The sequence below is a fragment of the Streptomyces sp. NPDC058525 genome (assembly GCF_042719495.1).
GTDB lineage: Bacteria > Actinomycetota > Actinomycetes > Streptomycetales > Streptomycetaceae > Streptomyces.
Genome location: NZ_JBHXNP010000214.1, coordinates 1 through 2,320, shown reverse-complemented (window position 1 = coordinate 2,320; position 2,320 = coordinate 1). Strand labels below are relative to the sequence as shown.

General features: G+C 67.8%; 2 protein-coding genes and 1 pseudogene. 2 read left to right on the top strand and 1 reads right to left on the bottom strand.

Translation table 11 applies throughout. The features are described from left to right. Positions 1-208: 208 nt before the first annotated feature. Positions 209-931 carry a response regulator transcription factor gene (locus ACFWP3_RS41870; RefSeq protein WP_384232203.1) on the top strand — a complete coding sequence of 241 codons (723 nt, stop codon included), beginning with the start codon at positions 209-211 and terminating at the stop codon, positions 929-931. Here ACFWP3_RS41870 and ACFWP3_RS41865 read toward each other — a convergent pair. Continuing rightward, positions 867-2,105 (bottom strand): IS4 family transposase, encoded by a 1,239-nt coding sequence (locus tag ACFWP3_RS41865; protein WP_384232201.1) that lies wholly within the window; start codon positions 2,103-2,105, stop codon positions 867-869. The genes ACFWP3_RS41870 and ACFWP3_RS41865 overlap by 65 nt on opposite strands. Before the next feature lie 104 nt (positions 2,106-2,209). Between ACFWP3_RS41865 and ACFWP3_RS41860 the strand changes: the two are divergent. Then, positions 2,210-2,320 (top strand): annotated as a pseudogene (locus ACFWP3_RS41860) (IS982 family transposase); the annotation flags it as partial.

Here is a 2,320-nt window from a genome sequence, read left to right as displayed (position 1 = left end):
CAGCCATCACGCAGCCAGGAACCGTGCTGTACCAGGCCCGAAATCCATCACACACTGATGACGCCCAAGCCCCGCCACCACACCCCCAACTCACACCATCGGTGAGCTGTGCCTAACCGAGGGCTAACGTCGCGGGAGGGATTCTTGACCAGCGCCTTCGCAGACAGGGACAGCGCATGGCGCGGGTGAGCGGAGTGGGAGGAATGAAATGCGAGTACTCATCGTCGAGGACGAGGTGGAGCTGGCCGAGATGCTGGCCGAAGGCCTGCGTGGTGAAGGAATGGTCTGCAATGTCGCACACGACGGTGCCCGCGCGCTGGAGATGACGGCCGCCGCCACCTACGACGTACTGGTCCTGGACCGAGATCTGCCTCATCTGAGCGGGGACTCCGTCTGCCGGGCCCTGAACACAGCCGGCTACCCGGCCAGGATCATGATGCTCACCGCCGCGGGCAGCCTCCCCGACCTGATCGACGGCCTCGGTCAAGGAGCCGACGACTACATGGCCAAGCCCTTTTCCTACCTGGAACTGGTCGCACGGCTGCGGGCCCTGGCCCGGCGCGCCTCCCACGCCAGCGCCGCCACCGTGCTGAGCCGCCACGGCGTCAGCCTGGATACCGTCCGCAGAGTCGCCGAACGCGACGGCCGCCCCCTGAAGCTCACCCCTAGACGCAATACCGGTGATTTAGGTTGTCTTCCGGCGGGTCGGCTTGGTCTTGGTCGGTCCGACCAGGGTCACGCGGGGAGTGTCCGGCCGGGGCGGATTGTGGTGCTCGGCGCGTTTGAGCTTCCAGTTGGACATCTTGCGTTTGATGACGCGCGGGCTGGAGCGCAACCGCCGGGGTGCCAAGAGCCGTTCGCGGATCTCATGCAGGGCCGTGACCAGTGCCCGGGCCAGCCGGGAGGGGGGAAAATGCCGCCTGGTCAGTGACGTGGCGGCGGACCACGCGCAGGGTGCGGGTGAAGGAAATCCGGTCCGGGTCCTGCTCGGATTGCTGTGCGGCCTGGTGCATCAGGTCTCGCAGGGCGTGGTGCACCAGCAGGAAGGCGAAGATCTCCTGCTCGGCACCGCGGGGGTGCTGGGAGCGTAGGACGAGGCGAGGGCCTCCGAGATGGGTCTTGATCTCATCCAGCGTGCTCTCGATCTCCCATCGCTGGGCGTACAGCGCCGCCAGCGACGCGGCAGGGGCGGCCTTCGGGTCCAGGATGGTGGTGATCAGCCGGTACACCGTGTCGCTGCCGTCGCTGCCGAGCGCGTACTCGATCACCCGGACCCGGGCGGGGTCCGCGCGACGGTTCTTGTCCCGGGCCGCAACGATCTCCGAGAGGTAGGAGCCGTCCTCCAGCAGGGCCAGGACGGGGAGTACGGCGTCGTTCTTGAGCCGCCACAGCAGGTCGGCGCCGGTTGCGGCGGCGGCCCGCCACAGGTCAAACCCGCGAAAGCCCCGGTCGGCCAGCAGGAGCATCCCCGGCGTCAGTGAGCTGAACAGGCACTGGGCCAGTTCGGTTTCATGGACTGCCAGCGGTCCGGCCTCGGCCGCGAAGACAGCGTGGGTGCCGCACTCGGCCAGCGCGGTCACCCTCACCTGCGGATAGGCGCTCTTCTCCTGTCCGCGGCTGACTCCCGGGCGGCCGAAGAAGGCGGCATTCGCCTCGGTGTCCGGCACGTCGAAGGTGGTGCCGTCCACCGCGACCAGCCGCCACCCCCGATACCAGGCCCCGCTCGTGTCCTCGGTCGCCACCGGCCGGCACACCTGGGCAAACAGTGCCTTCAGCGGCTCCGGGCCCAGTCGCAGACGGGCCCGGCCGATCGCCGCGGTGGTCGGCACCCGCCAGGCCCCCTTCCACCGGCCCATCCGCTCCAGTCCGTGCGTCAGGAGTCGGGCGACCTCCTCATAGCCCTGCCCGGAGAACAGGCACATCGCCAGCACGAAATAGACCACCACCCGGGCGGGCAGCAGCTGTTGGCGCTGCTCGACCCGGCCGCATCCCGCGACCACCTCATCCACCAACTCCGGCGGAAACGCGCGGGTCAGCACCCCAATCGCGATCCGATCCGAAAACCGGTCATCCGACGACGACTTCACCTGTCCGGGCCTTGGCACGCCACACCCAACGACCCGAAACCCCCAAAGTCACCGGTATTGCCCCTAGACGAGTAAGTCCGAAGTCTTCGGGCGCATGAAGCGAGGGTCTCGTTGATCCGTTTGTGACGACAGATCTCAAAACCCTCGCGACAGCACTGTACGTGAGGATTGATGACTCTCTGGCAGGATCGCGGGGATGGGGCCGACCGCCGAGGCTGACGGATGCCGAGCTG

Excerpts from the sequence above, each read along its gene's own strand:
- ACFWP3_RS41870 (WP_384232203.1), top strand. The coding sequence starts at position 209 with ATGCGAGTACTCATCGTCGAGGACGAGGTGGAGCTGGCCGAGATGCTG.